Annotated in this window: 15 protein-coding genes and 1 pseudogene; 8 read left to right on the top strand and 8 right to left on the bottom strand. The window is 70.4% G+C overall.

Going from position 1 to position 14,084, the window contains the following annotated elements:
* Both KS423_RS21605 and mce read right to left on the bottom strand, forming a co-directional pair.
* A pseudogene (locus tag KS423_RS21605) lies at nt 1–577 on the bottom strand (hypothetical protein); the annotation flags it as partial.
* Nucleotides 578–1,086: 509 nt separating this feature from the next.
* The gene (gene mce / locus KS423_RS21600; RefSeq protein WP_224281218.1) at nt 1,087–1,527 is read right to left on the bottom strand and encodes a methylmalonyl-CoA epimerase; all 441 of its coding nucleotides are present in this window, start codon (nt 1,525–1,527) and stop codon (nt 1,087–1,089) included.
* A gap of 242 nt (nt 1,528–1,769) precedes the next feature.
* On the opposite strand from mce, the gene KS423_RS21595 reads away from it, so the two are divergent.
* From KS423_RS21595 to KS423_RS21565, 7 genes are all read left to right on the top strand, one after another.
* On the top strand, nt 1,770–2,963 hold the full coding sequence (locus tag KS423_RS21595; RefSeq protein WP_224281217.1) for an acetyl-CoA C-acetyltransferase: 1,194 nt from the start codon (nt 1,770–1,772) through the stop codon (nt 2,961–2,963).
* A gap of 82 nt (nt 2,964–3,045) precedes the next feature.
* A complete protein-coding gene (gene meaB, locus KS423_RS21590; RefSeq protein ID WP_224281216.1) occupies nt 3,046–4,002 on the top strand; it encodes a methylmalonyl Co-A mutase-associated GTPase MeaB in 957 nt (318 codons plus the stop codon).
* A gap of 571 nt (nt 4,003–4,573) precedes the next feature.
* Complete coding sequence (locus KS423_RS21585) at nt 4,574–4,834, top strand: hypothetical protein (protein ID WP_224281215.1); 261 nt, start codon at nt 4,574–4,576, stop codon at nt 4,832–4,834.
* Nucleotides 4,809–5,339, top strand: a complete 531-nt coding sequence (locus KS423_RS21580; protein WP_224281214.1) for a DUF6879 family protein — start codon at nt 4,809–4,811, stop codon at nt 5,337–5,339. Before KS423_RS21585 ends, KS423_RS21580 begins: the two co-directional genes overlap by 26 nt.
* A gap of 26 nt (nt 5,340–5,365) precedes the next feature.
* On the top strand, nt 5,366–6,214 hold the full coding sequence (locus KS423_RS21575; RefSeq protein WP_224281213.1) for a DUF5753 domain-containing protein: 849 nt from the start codon (nt 5,366–5,368) through the stop codon (nt 6,212–6,214).
* 157 nt (nt 6,215–6,371) lie between these two features.
* The gene (locus tag KS423_RS21570) at nt 6,372–6,857 is read left to right on the top strand and encodes a hypothetical protein (RefSeq protein WP_224281212.1); all 486 of its coding nucleotides are present in this window, start codon (nt 6,372–6,374) and stop codon (nt 6,855–6,857) included.
* 61 nt (nt 6,858–6,918) lie between these two features.
* Entirely contained in the window at nt 6,919–7,830 is a 912-nt protein-coding gene (locus tag KS423_RS21565) for a phosphotransferase (RefSeq protein ID WP_224281211.1), read from the top strand.
* Between the two features lie 614 nt (nt 7,831–8,444).
* On the opposite strand, the gene KS423_RS21560 is transcribed toward KS423_RS21565, so the two are convergent.
* From KS423_RS21560 to KS423_RS21540, 5 genes are all read right to left on the bottom strand, one after another.
* Nucleotides 8,445–8,960, bottom strand: a complete 516-nt coding sequence (locus KS423_RS21560; protein WP_224281210.1) for a MarR family winged helix-turn-helix transcriptional regulator — start codon at nt 8,958–8,960, stop codon at nt 8,445–8,447.
* A gap of 41 nt (nt 8,961–9,001) precedes the next feature.
* Nucleotides 9,002–9,814, bottom strand: a complete 813-nt coding sequence (locus tag KS423_RS21555) for an AIM24 family protein (RefSeq protein ID WP_224281220.1) — start codon at nt 9,812–9,814, stop codon at nt 9,002–9,004.
* A 176-nt stretch (nt 9,815–9,990) separates the two neighbouring features.
* Nucleotides 9,991–10,641 carry an AIM24 family protein gene (locus KS423_RS21550; RefSeq protein ID WP_224281209.1) on the bottom strand — a complete coding sequence of 217 codons (651 nt, stop codon included), beginning with the start codon at nt 10,639–10,641 and terminating at the stop codon, nt 9,991–9,993.
* Nucleotides 10,641–11,279, bottom strand: a complete 639-nt coding sequence (locus KS423_RS21545) for an AIM24 family protein (protein WP_224281208.1) — start codon at nt 11,277–11,279, stop codon at nt 10,641–10,643. The genes KS423_RS21550 and KS423_RS21545 overlap by 1 nt, the downstream gene beginning before the upstream one ends.
* 80 nt (nt 11,280–11,359) lie before the next feature.
* Nucleotides 11,360–12,157 carry a DUF2127 domain-containing protein gene (locus KS423_RS21540; RefSeq protein WP_224281207.1) on the bottom strand — a complete coding sequence of 266 codons (798 nt, stop codon included), beginning with the start codon at nt 12,155–12,157 and terminating at the stop codon, nt 11,360–11,362.
* Between the two features lie 267 nt (nt 12,158–12,424).
* On the opposite strand from KS423_RS21540, the gene KS423_RS21535 reads away from it, so the two are divergent.
* Nucleotides 12,425–12,736 carry a DUF3817 domain-containing protein gene (locus tag KS423_RS21535; protein ID WP_374120001.1) on the top strand — a complete coding sequence of 104 codons (312 nt, stop codon included), beginning with the start codon at nt 12,425–12,427 and terminating at the stop codon, nt 12,734–12,736.
* A 145-nt stretch (nt 12,737–12,881) separates the two neighbouring features.
* Here the strand turns inward: KS423_RS21535 and KS423_RS21530 are convergent.
* Nucleotides 12,882–14,084, bottom strand: a 1,203-nt coding sequence (locus tag KS423_RS21530) for a M4 family metallopeptidase (RefSeq protein WP_224281206.1), incomplete at its 5' end; no start/stop codon positions are given.

Genomic DNA, 14,084 nt, shown 5'->3' with positions numbered 1-14,084 from the left:
GGGCGGCGTCCACGTCGGCGGCGGTCTGGGCGCGGGCCTGGTCGGAGAGGGCGACGGCCTCCGCGCGGGCGGCGGCGACCATCCGCTCGGCCTCGGCGCGGGCGTCCTGGAGCAGCCGCTGGGCCTCCTGCTCGGAGCCGGCCCGGGTCTGCTCGGCCCAGCCGTTGACGTGCTGCTCGGCGGAGCGGCGCAGTTCGGCGAGCTCGTCCTCCAGCTGGCGGCGGCGGGCGGCGAGCTCGGCCTCCAGCCGGGCGGTGCGCTCGGCGGCCTCGGCCATGATCCGCTGGGTGGCGGCCTGGGAGTCGCGCAGCTGGCGCTCGGCGTCGGCGCGCAGCTGCTGGGCCTGCATCTCGGCGGTTCGGAGCATCTGCTCGGCCTGGCCGGAGACGGCGTCGAAGGCGCGCGGCTGGGCGAGCATGCGGCGGGACTCGTGCAGCTTCGCCCGGAGCACCTCCACCTGGTAGGCCAGGTCCTCGGCATGCTCGACTGCCTTGTCCCGCTCCTTCCGAGTCCGACCCATCTCGGCCTCGAACTGGGAGAGGTGATCGTCAGCCTCGTAGCGGTCGTTGCCCCGCACTCCGCGGTCCCATCCATCTCCTGGTCGCGTCCTCGACCCGGCCGGTTCCGGGCTCCCGATTCCCGGGCGCCGGTCCGACTGGTCCTTGCATCCGCAGCCGGTGGGCGGCTCCCCGCCATGCCGGGGCCGCCCGTTGCGGTCGTCGGAGTCCGGGGCGTGGGAGCGCGGGGATGCCGCGTTCCCCCGTCCGGGTGGACTCCTGGGCGAACTCTTGCCTTGTGGAGAATGGTGACAGATCCGTCTTGCGACTGTTCAGCCGTGCCCGCGTAATGGACTCCCCTTGCGACGGGCCGACCACCGGAGGGCGGACGGGCCTGTCTTCGGCCGTGCCCGTCGCCTCCGTCCCCCGGAGCCTTCGCGCACCTGGGCATTGTAGTGGGAGCACACTGCGGGGGAATGGCCGCAGGGGGGTTTTCCGGCTCTTCCCGCCAGGTTACTGACGAGTCATGACCGACGGACCGTCGGCTGCCGCCGGGGCGCCGACCGCCCCGGGGCGGGCCGGGAGGGGATCAGTGCTCGTCCTGGCCCTGCTGCGCGGAGGTGACCAGTTCGGTCAGCACGCCGCCGCAGTCCTTGGGGTGCAGGAAGGTGATCCGCGACCCCATCGAGCCGATCCGCGGCTCGTCGTAGAGGACCCGGACGCCCTTGCCGCGGATGGCCTCGGCGTCGCCGTCCACGTCCGCGGTGCCGAAGGCGATGTGGTGCACGCCCTCGCCGTTCTTCTCCAGCCACTTGGCCACGGTGGAGTCGGGCCGGGTGGGCTCCAGCAGCTGGAGGTAGGAGGCGCCGCCGTCGTCGGTGCCGTTGATCCGCAGCATGGCCTCGCGGACGCCCTGCTCCTCGTTGACCTCGGAGTGGAAGACCTCGAAGCCGTAGGTGGCACGGTAGAACTCGACCGTCTTGTCGAGGTCTCGGCAGGCGATGCCGATGTGGTCGATTCGGGTCAGCACGGCGACCTCCGGGTAGTCGGGGGAAAGTGCACCAAGTGCAGCGCATGGCCGGCGACGGGCGCCAGTACCGGGGGTGCGAGCCTGCTCACACGGCGGGCGGTTCACCCGGAGCGGGTCGGCACGGTGTTGACTGGATGGTGCCAGTGCGCTCGATCACACCGTCGCTCCGGTGACGGGCGGGTAACAGGTCAGTACATTGAGCGCATCCTCACCTGGCCACGACGTGCGAAGGGGCCCGTCCCATGACCAACACCACCTCTGTGATCGTTGCCGGTGCGCGGACCCCGATGGGCCGCCTGCTGGGCTCCCTCAAGGGCTTCTCCGGTGCCGACCTCGGCGGCGTCGCGATCAAGGCGGCCCTGGAGCGGGCCGGGATCACCGGTGAGCAGGTCCAGTACGTGATCATGGGCCAGGTGCTCCAGGCCGGCGCCGGCCAGATCCCCGCCCGCCAGGCCGCCGTCAAGGCCGGCATCCCGATGAACGTCCCCGCGCTGACCATCAACAAGGTCTGCCTCTCCGGCCTCGACGCCATCGCGCTGGCCGACCAGCTGATCCGGGCCGGCGAGTTCGACATCGTGGTGGCCGGCGGCCAGGAGTCGATGACCAACGCCCCGCACCTGCTGCCGAAGTCCCGCGAGGGCTTCAAGTACGGCGCGATCGCGATGCTCGACGCGATGGCGCACGACGGCCTCACCGACGCCTACGAGAACATCCCGATGGGCGAGTCCACCGAGAAGCACAACACCCGCCTGGGCATCCCGCGCGAGGTGCAGGACGAGATCGCCGCCGCCTCTCACCAGCGGGCCGCCAAGGCGCAGGCCGACGGGGTCTTCGACGCCGAGATCGTCCCGGTCGCCATCCCGCAGCGCAAGGGCGAGCCGGTGCTGTTCAGCCAGGACGAGGGCATCCGCGCGGACACCACCGTCGAGGGCCTGGCCAAGCTGCGCCCCGCCTTCACCAAGGACGGCACGATCACCGCCGGCACCTCCTCGCAGATCTCCGACGGCGCCGCCGCCGTGGTCGTGATGAGCAAGGCCAAGGCCGAGGAGCTGGGCCTGAGCTGGATCGCCGAGATCGGCGCGCACGGCAACGTGGCCGGCCCGGACAACTCGCTCCAGTCGCAGCCGTCCAACGCGATCAAGCACGCGCTGGTCAAGGAGGGCCTGGAGGTCGCCGACCTCGACCTGATCGAGATCAACGAGGCGTTCGCGGCCGTCGCCCACCAGTCCATGAAGGACCTGGGCGTCTCCTCCGACATCGTCAACGTCAACGGCGGCGCCATCGCGCTCGGCCACCCGATCGGGATGTCCGGCGCCCGCGTGGTGCTGACCCTGGCGCTGGAGCTGCAGCGCCGTGGCGGCGGGGTCGGCGCGGCCGCGCTGTGCGGCGGCGGCGGCCAGGGCGACGCGCTGATCGTGCGTGTCCCGAAGGCCTGACCGGCCGATCTGATCTCCAGGGCTGCGGACCGCCACCAGCGGTCCGCAGCCTCGGCATCTGCGCCTGCGCTAGGAGCTCCTGATGATCGATGTCGCCACGCTGGTCGAGCAGGCCCGGGAGGGCCGGCCGCGGGCGGTCGCCCGGCTGATCACGCTGGTCGAGAACGCCGCGCCGCAGCTGCGGGAGGCGATGGCCGCGCTCGCGCCGTACACCGGGCGGGCGTACACGGTGGGCCTGACCGGCTCGCCCGGGGTCGGCAAGTCCACCTCCACCTCGGCACTGGTCTCCGCCTACCGGCGGCTCGGCAAGCGGGTCGGGGTGCTGGCCGTCGACCCGTCCTCGCCGTTCTCCGGCGGCGCGCTGCTGGGCGACCGGGTCCGGATGCAGGACCACGCCACCGACCCGGAGGTGTTCATCCGCTCGATGGCCACCCGCGGCCACCTCGGCGGGCTCTCCTGGGCGGCGCCGCAGGCGCTGCGGGTGATGGATGCGGCCGGCTGCGAGGTGATCCTGGTGGAGACCGTCGGGGTGGGCCAGTCCGAGGTCGAGGTCGCCGCCCAGGCCGACACCACCGTGGTGCTGCTGGCCCCCGGGATGGGCGACGGCATCCAGGCCGCCAAGGCCGGGATCCTGGAGATCGGCGACGTCTTCGTGGTCAACAAGGCCGACCGGGACGGCGCCGATGCCACCGCGCGGGAGCTCAACCACATGCTGGGCCTCGGCGAGGCCCGGGAGCCGGGGGACTGGCGCCCGCCGATCGTCAAGACCGTCGCGGCCCGCGGCGAGGGCGTGGACGAGGTGGTCGAGGCGCTGGAGAAGCACCGTGCCTGGCTGGAGGAGCACGGCGAGCTCACCGCGCGCCGCCGCCGCCGGGCCGCCGAGGAGGTCGAGGCGATCGCGCTGGCCGAGCTGCGCGCCCGGATCGGCGACCTGCACGGGGACCGGCGCCTGGCCGTACTGGCCGAACGGGTGGCCGAGGGTGCCCTGGACCCGTACGGCGCGGCCGACGAACTGGTCGCCGGCCTTACCGCGGGCTGAGACACCCTCGGCCGAACAGCAGCCAAGACGGCACGTTCAACGGCAGTGGGCGGGCCCGTGCAAGCACACGGGCCCGCCCGAACACCAGGTGCCCCATCCGCCCGCTCCTTCCGGGAAGCGCAACGTAGCGGCGGCCCAGGCCAAGGCTGGCCGGGGCCGCCGAAACCAGAGCCGAGCAGCACTCTCTTTGCTGCCCCGTCGCCGCTTCGGCATGGCCGAAGCGGCGACGGCCTTACCGGCACCTCTGCGCGAGAAGTCGGCCAGGCCGACTCCCTGCGCAGACAAGGGGCGACTTCGGCACGACAGCATTGACGGCCCCGCCGGCTCAGACGTTGCCGGGACCGGTGCAGCTTCATTTCTCCGCCTCTCCGGACGGGTCCGGAGAGGCGGAGAGACACCAACTGGCTGGTCGAACCTGGAGCAAGCGCTGGCCTTCGAGGTGACCTCGAAGGCCAGCGCCATTCACAACGGAATGCATCCATCCGCCTACAGTGCGCTCTTGACGATCCATGCGTTCTCCGTAAGGGTGCAGGCGCAACAGTGCGCAACTGGCTTGATACGGGAGGGCGCCGTGGAGCTGGATTTCATCGGGATCGACCCCGAGACCGGCAAAGAGGGCTCACCGACTGTGTGGGTGGACCACGCGCGAGGGGAGATCGTTGTCCAGAGCTGGGACGCCGGTGAAGAGCTGGTGGCCACGATCAGCGGAACTGCGTGGGCACCTGGCCACACACCCGGCGTTCCTGAGGGCGAGACCCCAATCCGAATCCCGGCACGGATGGTGCCGATCTTGAGGGAGGCGTGCGATGTGGTTGAACGTGCCGGACTTTGATCAACTCATGCACTCCGCGCAGCACTCGGCGATCCACCTGGAGATGCGTGACTCCTATGGCGTCCCCGACGAGGAGCAGGCAGTCGAGCGCTTCCGGGAGACGGGGAAATCGGATCTGGACCCGGAGTCGGAGTACTGGCATGAGTGGACTGCCATGGTGCGCAAGGCGACGATGCGAGGCGTGGCCGTCCGTCGAGCCCGGATTGTTTCCGAGCCGGTCACCCTTTACACGCGGTACTTGCATGCCATGACCCCGGTCAACATCGCCGCCGGCGAAGACGTCCGCTGGCTCCCCCGCCACAACACCTCCGACCTGGCGCTACCTGGCAATGACTTCTGGGCGTTCGACGGTCATGCCGTTCGCTTCAACCACTTCACCGGTGACGGCGACTGGGCCGAGCCGCGTACCTCATACACGGAGGACGCCGCCGTGGCGAGGCTCTGCGTGTCCGCGTTCGAAGCGGTGTGGGAGCGCGGGACCCCGCACGATCGATTCACCGTCTGACCACCGAGGCACCGAGCAGGCACTCCATGGCGGTATCCCCATCGTCCAGCGCCCGAGTAGCTCGGGTCGCCATCGCGGCGCGCTTGCGCGAGTTGATGCTGGACGCCCGGGTCGATGGCAAAGAGCTCTCTGCCCGGTGCCAGTGGCATCCGTCGAAGACGTCGCGCATCCTGAGCGGGAAATCCTCCCCGTCCGAGAATGACATCCGCTCCTGGTGCGCGGCGTGCAGCTCGGACGATCAGGCGGCAGACCTGATCGCGTCGTCCCGTGCGGTGGAGTTGATGTACCTGGAGTGGCGCAAGCTCCACCGCAACGGCATGCGCCAGGTCCAGAAAGAGTCTCTGTCCCAGCACGCGAGCACCGCCGTGTGCCGTGCGTATGTCTCGAACGTGGTGCCGGGTTTTCTTCAGACCGAGGCGTACGCGACCGCGCTCATGCGCAGCATCACTGATTTCCAGGGCACGCCGGACGACGTCTCGGAGGCGGTGACGGCCCGGTTGGAGCGTGGCCGGCTGTTGTACGAAGGCAACCACCGCTTCGTCGTCCTGGCCGAAGAGGCCGTCCTCAGGTACCGCATCGGCGATCCGGACACCATGGCCGGCCAGCTCGGCCATCTGCTTGCGGTGATGCCGCTTCCGTCCGTCTCGCTCGGCATCATCCCGTTCACCGCGCGGCGCCGCTTCTGGCCGCTGGAGGCGTTCTACCTCTTCGACAATCAGGAAGCAGCGGTGGAGACACTGACTGCGGAGATCAGCGTCGTCCAGCCACGCGAACTTACGGACTACCACCGCGCCTTCGCCGAGTTGACCAAGATGGCCGTCTACGGTGCTTCCGCCCGCGTGCTGATCGCCTCCGCGATCGGCGCTCTCGATTGAGAATCCGCAATCAGCCGCAATCGCGTTGAGTGGTCGCCCGGTTACTCCCTACCGTCGAACGCGTCGCCCGGCCTGACTCGCGAGTCATGACCTGCATGGCGACGCCCGGCCACGTACTAGCCGCACGGCCGGACCGAACCGATCAAGGGAGCACAGCATGAGCCCCGTAAGCACGGCACAGATCACCGGCCGAGCCCTGATCGACGGCGCCCTGTTCGGGCGCCTGGTTCACCGGATCGTCCACGACCAGGACATGGAGCAGCAGCTCGCGGAACGGATCGTGGACCAGGCCCTCGCGTTCCTCGGCACGTGCGCTGCCACGCCCGGTGCGCGGCTGTCGCCGTCGCTCCTGGTCGACCACGGGTGGCACGCCTTCCTGATGTACACCCGTGAGTACGCCGGGTTCTGCGACCGCGTTGCGGGCGGTTTCCTCCACCACAACCCGGAGGATGGCGACAGCCCCGTGAAGGGTGCGAGCATCGCTGCCACCATGGCCGCGCTCAAGGCGACCGGCTACCGGGTGGACACCGAGCTGTGGGCCATGTCCGCCGAATGCTCCGAAGGCAGCGGCGGCGACGGCTCCGACAGCAGCGGAAGCGGCAACTGCTCGCAGTGCCACCAGGGTTGCCACAACTCCAGCTGACCACCGGCCAGGCCGGACGGTGAGGGCGCCGTTCGGCCCGGCCTGATCCCGAGGGAAGGCCATGCGCCACCAGTGGACCGATCTGCCGACTGCGGTCCGTGACCTGATCGCCGGGAGGTGCGGCACCGTCACCGGGGTGACGGTGCCGGATGCCGGCGAGATCGCCGAGTTCGCCGCCGCCCTGGACACGGCCACCGGCCGCCTGTTCGTGAAGGCGGCCCGGCTCGACAGCCCGAACCTGTGGATGGCTCGCAAGGAGGCGCAAGCCGCTCCGGTGGTACGGGGAATCGGCGCGGGTCTGTTGTGGCAGGGGGAGGCCGGCGGCTGGCTGGTCACCGCCTTCGAGTACGTACCGGGACGGCACGCCGACCTTTCTCCCGGTTCGTCGGACCTGCCACTCATCGCCCGGACGCTGGCGGGCCTCGCCGACAAGCTCACCCCTGCACCCGCGCTGCGAACGTTCAGCCTCGCGCAGCGGTGGACCGGCTCGGCGCTGTGGCCCGAGATCGCCGCCGCAGAGGGACTGACCCCGTGGCAGGCCGCACACCTGGACGCGCTCACCGTGCTGGAGAGCCGGGTATCGGACGCGGTCGTCGGTGACACGTTGGCCCACACCGACATGACCGGGTCGAACATCCTGCTCGACGGTGCCCGGGTACGCGTCATCGACTGGTCATGGCCGGCCCGGGCCGCCGCCTGGGCCGACACCGCCTCGCTGGTTCCGCGCTTGATCGCCGCCGGTCACACCATCACGCAGGCGCAACGGTGGGCGATGACGGTCCCGTGCTACGCCGTCGCCGATCCCGCGAGAGTGGCCTCCTTGGCCGCTGTGGTCGCGGCCCGGTGGCAGCTGCGCGCGATCCGGGACGGCGGCACGTGGGTCGCCCTCTCGGCGGCGGCTGAGACGTGGGTCGCAGGTCTGCTGCCAGTCAGCGCTTCCCGGGGAAGTCACCCGCGCGAACGCCGGCGATGAACGCGGTCCAGGCATCGCTGGCGAAGAGGAGGGAAGGCCCCTGCGGGCCTTGGATGGTCTGGGCCGAGTGTGCGCCTGAGGTGCTGGCCGCGAAGCAGTGAGCCGAATACAGCCCCGCCCTATTGCCGTCGCCGCTTCGGCTGTGCCGAAGCGGCGACGGGGTGGCAGGGCCAAAGGATGGGGCGGCTTGCGGAGTGCTGCTCGGCTCTGTTGTCGGCGGCCCCGGCCGAACTTGGCCAGGGCCGCCGTCGTCGCGCGGTTCCTGGAGGGGGTGCGTGGGCGGGGTACCCATTGTTTGGGCGGGCCCGTGTGCAGGCACTCGGGCCCGCCCAGTTGTGTTGATCACTCACCAGGCCTGTTGCCGCGATTCCCGGGCTGCCGCTGTTTCGGGCCGCCGTGCGGTGTCGGGTTCGCGGGAGGGGGAATCGGTGTTTGGGTGGGCCCGCGTCTTCGGGCGCGGGCCCACCCGTTCTCCCTCGTTCCTCTCGGCCTCTGCGCAGGAGGTCGAGTTGGTCGACTTCCTGCGCAGAGGTGCCGAGTGGGCCTCCCCGGAATGCGGTCCGCCCCGCCGCGATCGGGTTCGGGGCGGGGCGGCGTGGGACGGAACCTGGGGCCTACGGCTTGCCGCGCAGGCCGCGGAGGTGTTCGGCGACGGGGGAGAGCGCCTGGTACATGTCGTCGAGCTGCTCCGGGGTGAAGCGGTCGATGAAGTGGGCCCGGACGCTGCGCACGTGGTCCGGGGCGACCCGCTGCATGGTCTCCCAGCCGTGCTCGGTGAGGTGGGCGTAGAGGCCGCGGCGGTCGCCCGGGCACTCCTGGCGGAGGACCAGGCCGGCGTTCTCCATCCGGGTGATCTGGTGGGAGAGGCGGCTCTTCGACTGGAGGGTGGCGGTCGCGAGGTCGGTCATCCGCATCCGGCGGTCCGGGGCCTCGGAGAGCACGACCAGGATCTCGTAGTCGTTGATCGCCAGGTTGTGCGGCTGGAGCTCGCGGCTGAGCTGGTACTCCAGCAGCTTGGCGACCTCCAGATGGGCGCGCCACATCCGCTGTTCCCTGGCGGTCAGCCAGGGAGTCTCCTCCTCGGGCTGCGACGGAGGGGTGTCAGCGGCGTCGATCGTGTGCGTATCCATGGCATCCAGCATAGCCGAATTTAGTTCAATCTTGTACCAGTTTACAGACCGAAACGTCGACCGAGGTCGCCCAGGTTACCGAGGCCCGGCAGGTTCGGGTTCCCGCCGCCGTGCCCGCCCGGCTGGGTCGGCACCCCGCCGACCGGCACCCCCGCCTCCGCCCCCACCTGTCCGACCGGCCGCTCCGCCATCAGCTTTTCACTCGACTGCAGCAGCACCTGGCCGGCGCCGATGAACTCGAACTGGTGCTCCTCGCCGGAGGCGCCGCCGAAGCCGGTCAGCCGGCGCAGGCCGCCGATCAGCCCGTGCATGTAGTCGTGGTCGTAGTGGTGGCACGGCGCCGGGCAGTCCGCCCAGCCGACCAGCGCCTGCGGGTCCACCCGGATCGGCGGCTCGACGAAGTGCACCGGCCCGTTGGAGGCGGCGACGAAGCGGCCGGTGCCGATCAGGGTCAGGAAGCCCGGGATGATCGACTGCTTGAGCCGCAGCGTCGGGTCGAACGCCAGCAGGTTGCCGGAGCGGACGGTCAGGTTGCCCTCGTCCAGGTCGTACGAGTTGAGGTCGAACGCCCGGTCGGCCAGCAGAAGCTTGCCGCGCCCCTCGGCGACCACCCAGTCCGCCGCGTGCATCGGCGAGTTGAAGTGCTGCCCGAGCATCCGGTCGATCGCCCCGGCGCCGACGCCCTTGAAGGTGATGTCGCCGTAGTAGGCGACCATCTTGCCCTTCTGGAGGAAGTACGAGCCGTTCAGGTCGACCGAGAAGGCGTACGGGTTGACGTTGTCGCCGGCCGGCAGGCTGTGGACGTCCCACACCGCGGGCCCGGTGTCGCCGTGGCCGGTCGGAAGCGGGGCCACCGGGCCGCCGAACTGTTCCTGGGCGTAGGACTGTTGCTGACCGTACGGCTGCTGCGGGGGCGGCGGCGGGTAGCCGTGCGGCGGGCCGTAGTTCGGCGGGGGCGGCGGGACCGCGAAGCCGGGCTGGGTCGGCTGGTTGTGCGGCGAGCCGTACGGGGGCTGCGGCGGGTAGGACATCAGAGCTTCTCCTCGCTCGCCTGGACGTACACCGCGCCCTGCCCGGACAGTTCCAGCTGGAACGCCTCGCCCGAGCCGCGGCCGATCATGTCGCGCCAACCCAGCGCCGTGGACAGCTTGTTGCGGACGTCGCCGCGGTGCGCCACGTACGCCTGCGGGTCGACGTGCACCGACTGGCCGGGGACGATCGGCAGCTCGAAGACGCCGCCGTGGGCCATCACCGCGACCGAGCCCTGGCCCTCCAGCTTGGTGGTGAACAGGCCCTGCCCGGTGACCTGGCCGCGGACCATGCCCATCACCCCGCCCTGCGAGCCCATGAACATGGTGGACTGCCGCAGCGTGCCCTCGAAGGCGAGCAGCCGGTCGGCCTCGACGTACAGGGTGTCGCCGAACAGGTCGATCACGTGGACGTGGTGGCCGCCGTGGCCGAACATCACCCGGCCCTGGCCCTCGACGGTCATCAGCGGGGTGTCCTCGTTGGCCACCCGGCGGCCGATCATCGACATCACGCCGCCCTGCCCGCCGGTGATGTTCGGCGTGAAGCGCACGTCGCCGCTGTACGCGAGCATCGCGCCGCGCTGGCTGAACAACCGCTGCCCGGGCACCACCTGGGCCTCGACCATCTTGCCGTTGATCTTCGTGAAGCCCATCAGACGTCACCCCCGATGGTGACCTTCTCGGAGGGCTGGACGTACACCAGGCCGTCGCCGGTGAACTCGATCTGGACGGCCTCGCCGCCGCCCTCGCCGATCACCGTGGTCCAGCCCGCGCCCGACTTCAGGCTGCGCTGCAGGGTGCCGGTGTGCGCCACGTACGCGCCCGGGTCCACCCGCAGCGGCATGCTCTTGTCCACCCGAAGGATGACGGCCGGACCGTTGGAGGTGACGGCCGCCCAGCCGTGGCCCTCCACCTTGGTGGTGAACAGGCCGTTGCCGGAGGACATGCCGTTCAGCCCGGTGAAGCTGGTGCCGGTGTGCAGGGTGGACTCGGTGCAGAGCAGGTTGTCCGACTCGACGTACAGCGTCTCGCCGTTCAGCCGGACCAGGCTGATCTCGGTGGCCTTGTCGGCGAAGTAGCAGGTGCCCTGCCCCTTCACCTCCATGACCGTCATCTTCTCGCCGGTCAGCCGGCGGGTGACCATGCCGCGCAGGCCGTCCCCGCCGCCGGTCAACTTCTTGAAGGCCATCTGCCCGGTGTAGGCGACCATCGAACCGTGTCGCGCCTTGACGGCGTCCCCGCCCAACTCGACGGCGAGCACGCGCGATCCCTGGAGTCTGAACTGTGCCACGGCCGCAATCTAGCGGCTGTGGCCACGGCCCGGCGAGGGCGCGCGGGCCAACTGGTACCAGCCTGCGACAAACGCGCCGGTCAGGCCCGGGCGTGCGCCCCCTGTCCGGGGTGCGCAACGGTGCCGGCCGCCTGTTCGACCTCCAGCAGCGAGGCCGAGTGGCGCTCCGCCTCGAAGGCCACCACACCGCCGCGCAGCCCGAACAGGCGCTTGGAGAGCATGATCCAGAGCACCGCCGCGATGTTCAGCACCAGGGTGCAGATCTTCACCGCGCTGACGTGGTGGCTCAGCTCGTAGCCCTCCAGCGGCAGGAAGGCCGCGGTGGCGACCACGGTCAGGTACTCGGCCCAGCGCTTGTTCAGCCACAGCCCGACCGCTTCGACGATCTCGATCACCGCGTAGGCGACCAGCGCGCCCGCGACGATCAGCAGGGTGCTCTTCTTGAAGTCGAAGGTCTTGCGGATCGTCTCGACGATCGGGGCGTGTTCGAGGTCCCAGTGGAAGTGGTCGGTGACCGGCTTGAAGACCGTGAGGTTCTCGTCGAACATCCGGTGCACCGCGTCCTGGCTGTTGGAGAACTTCCACACGGCCCAGGCGAACACGATGATCAGCAGCCCGCGCAGCACCCGCTCGACGGCCAGGAAGCGCAGGATGAACAGGTCCCGCAGAGCCTTGCCGCGCGGCACCAGCGGTGCCTCCTCGGCCGGGCCGGAGCCGTGCGGGGCGCCCAGGGCGAAGTCGCCGCAGCGCAGGCAGCGCCAGGCGTCGCCGAGGGCGGTCGAGGCGTGCAGCCGGGAGGCCAGTTCGGGCTCCGTCGGCGCGTAGGTGATGTGCCCGCGCTTGGCGCAGGTCCTGCGGTCCCAGTCGCGCTTGAACATGTGGTGAGTCCCCCGTGTGCGATGCGTCGGCGCCCGGCTCGGTGGGCGCGCGGGCAGCAGGATAGGGGTTCCCGGTGACGGTCGGTCGCGTTCGGCGGCGTTCCGGCACACGGCTGTGACAGGGCGGGGTGGGGGCTGTGAGATCGGGCACGGTGGCCACCCCCGGCCGGGGGCCCGGGCGTGGGCTCGGTGATAATGGGCCGGAAGGCTTGTGAGTCGCTTCACAAGTGCGTCCGCGCCGCCGACCCCCGTATTGAGGTATCCATCGTGAACAGCAGCGCCGTCCACCGCCTGCGCCTGGTCTCCGGCCCCGAAGGGGTCTCCTTCATCCTGCTGCTGATCTGCTCGGTGCTGAAGCGGACCACCTCGTTCGACGCCGTCCCGGTGATGGGCATGGTCCACGGCATCCTGTTCATCCTGTACGTGGTCTTCTGGATCCAGGCCTGGCAGGCGCAGAAGTGGGACGCCAAGCGCGGCATCCTGCTGTTCGTGCTCGCGGTGGTGCCCACCGGCGGCTTCTTCGCCGAGCGGATGCTCGTCCGCGAGGAGCGGGGCGAGCTGAAGCCCGCCACCGCCTGAGCCCAGGCTTCATCGTGGACGGCCGACAGGCTGCCACGGCCTCCTCTCCCAAAGGGCCGCGGCAGCCTGTCGCCGTTTCTTACCGGGGGTGGCTCGGGCCGGTCCCGCCGGCGGCTCGCGCCGGGGACGGCCGGTGGGCGTTGCGCTAGTTGACGTTCACCGCGCTCCAGGCCGCCGCGACCGTCTTGTACTCGGTGCTGGTCGCGCCGTACAGGTCGGCGGCCGCCTTCAGGGTCGCGGTGCGGGCGGCCTTGTAGTTGGTGGTGGAGGTCATGTAGACGGTCAGCGCGCGGTACCAGATCGCGGCCGCCTTGGTCCGGCCGATGCCGGTCACCGTCGAGCCGTTGGAGGTCGGGCTGTTGTAGCTGACCCCGTTGATGACCTTCGACCCGCTGCCCTCGGCGAGCAGGAAGAAGAAGTGGTTGGCGACGCCCGAGGAGTAGTGGACGTCCTTGTTGCCGACGGTGGAGGACCAGTAGTCGGCCGAGGCACCGTCCTTGGAGGGCTTGTCCATGTAGCGCAGCGGGGTGCCGTTGCCGTTGATGTTGAGCTTCTCGCCGATCAGGTAGTCCGGCGGGTCGGCCGGCAGGTTGGCGGACCACTCGACCATGGTGCCGAAGATGTCCGAGGTGGCCTCGTTGAGGCCGCCGGACTCGCCGGAGTAGATCAGGCCGGCGGTGGCGGAGGTGACGCCGTGGCTCATCTCGTGGCCGGAGACGTCGATGGCGGTCAGCGGGTGGGTGTTGCCGGAGCCGTCGCCGTACGTCATGCAGAAGCAGGAGTCGTCCCAGAACGCGTTGACGTAGTTGGTGCTGTAGTGCACCCGGCTCGCGGCACCGACGCCGTTGTTCTTGATGCCGTTGCGGCCGAAGGTGTTCTTGTAGTAGTCCCAGGTGGCCGCCGCGCCGAACTGGGCGTCCACGGCGGCGGACTCGCGGTTGGAGGGCGAGCCGTTGCCCCAGGAGTTGGTGGTGTTGCTGAACAGCGTGCCGCTGCCCGAGGTGCCGCCCTTGAGGTCGGTGGTGGACTGGTTGCCCCGGGAGGCGTCCTTCAGCTGGTAGGAGCTGCCGCTCTGGGTGGTGGTCAGCGTGACGGTGCCGACGTTGACGCCCTTGCCGGTGCCGGTCGCGGTCTGCACCTTCTCGTCGGTGGCGAGCACCTGGCCGGTGGCGGCGTCGGTGATCACCTCCTGGCGGCTCGGGGTGCCGTCCGTGCGCTGGCCCTCGACCACCGTGCGGTGGGCCAGCCGCGGGGTGCCGTCGGCGGCCCAGACGACCAGCTCGGGCGCGCCGGCGCCGTCGACCCGGCCGAGCGCCGCCTCGTCCTCGTCGGCGGCGATGCCCACGGT

The organism is Streptomyces sp. LS1784 (genome assembly GCF_020103755.1).
GTDB lineage: Bacteria > Actinomycetota > Actinomycetes > Streptomycetales > Streptomycetaceae > Kitasatospora.
Note: the sequence above shows the minus strand (reverse complement) of the source record. Positions and strands in the feature narration are given on the sequence as shown.

Bases quoted from the DNA above. Each gene is read 5' to 3' on its own strand.
- KS423_RS21570 (WP_224281212.1), top strand. From the start codon at position 6,372: ATGAGCCCCGTAAGCACGGCACAGATCACCGGCCGAGCCCTGATCGAC.
- KS423_RS21550 (WP_224281209.1), bottom strand. From the start codon at position 10,641: ATGGGCTTCACGAAGATCAACGGCAAGATGGTCGAGGCCCAGGTGGTG.
- KS423_RS21595 (WP_224281217.1), top strand. From the start codon at position 1,770: ATGACCAACACCACCTCTGTGATCGTTGCCGGTGCGCGGACCCCGATG.
- KS423_RS21560 (WP_224281210.1), bottom strand. From the start codon at position 8,960: ATGGATACGCACACGATCGACGCCGCTGACACCCCTCCGTCGCAGCCC.
- KS423_RS21580 (WP_224281214.1), top strand. From the start codon at position 4,809: ATGTGGTTGAACGTGCCGGACTTTGATCAACTCATGCACTCCGCGCAG.
- meaB (WP_224281216.1), top strand. From the start codon at position 3,046: ATGATCGATGTCGCCACGCTGGTCGAGCAGGCCCGGGAGGGCCGGCCG.
- KS423_RS21565 (WP_224281211.1), top strand. From the start codon at position 6,919: ATGCGCCACCAGTGGACCGATCTGCCGACTGCGGTCCGTGACCTGATC.
- KS423_RS21540 (WP_224281207.1), bottom strand. From the start codon at position 12,157: ATGTTCAAGCGCGACTGGGACCGCAGGACCTGCGCCAAGCGCGGGCAC.
- KS423_RS21575 (WP_224281213.1), top strand. From the start codon at position 5,366: ATGGCGGTATCCCCATCGTCCAGCGCCCGAGTAGCTCGGGTCGCCATC.